Origin of the sequence: Rahnella bonaserana (assembly GCF_019049675.1) — a bacterium.
Classification (GTDB): Bacteria; Pseudomonadota; Gammaproteobacteria; order Enterobacterales; family Enterobacteriaceae; genus Rahnella; species Rahnella bonaserana.
In genome coordinates this window covers 1-348 of record NZ_JAFMOW010000017.1, presented here as the reverse complement: position 1 = coordinate 348, position 348 = coordinate 1, and the positions used below count along the sequence as shown (strand labels likewise).

Genomic DNA, 348 nt, shown 5'->3' with positions numbered 1-348 from the left:
TACCGTTTACTGCATCTGGGAGTTCTTCAGCCTTCGGATGAATAAATCCGGTTCCCCACCACAAACGGACGTTATCTGCAGGAAGAAAATAAACGTGCAGATAATTTTCTTCCCATTTGCGTTCGGGAAGAGGCATGGTGATACGACGGTTTTCCGTACGCAGTCCTGCATTGTATTGGGCGCGGGTTGTACTCAATGTCCAGACAACTTCCGCCGTCTTTCCGCTGATACTGCCACAACAGGTTGCGCCCCCACCGCCGTGTGCAGACGCATTGGATCCCGCTACGCCATTCACACTAAACCCCAAAATAGGCCGGTCAATTTCGCTGTGAATAATTAATGTCACCG

The 348-nt window shown here is 50.6% G+C and carries 1 protein-coding gene; it reads right to left on the bottom strand.

Annotated features, from left to right (window positions below; all coding sequences use genetic code 11):
• A partial coding sequence (locus J1778_RS00070; RefSeq protein WP_217171489.1) for a DUF3304 domain-containing protein occupies positions 1-348 on the bottom strand: 348 nt, incomplete at both ends.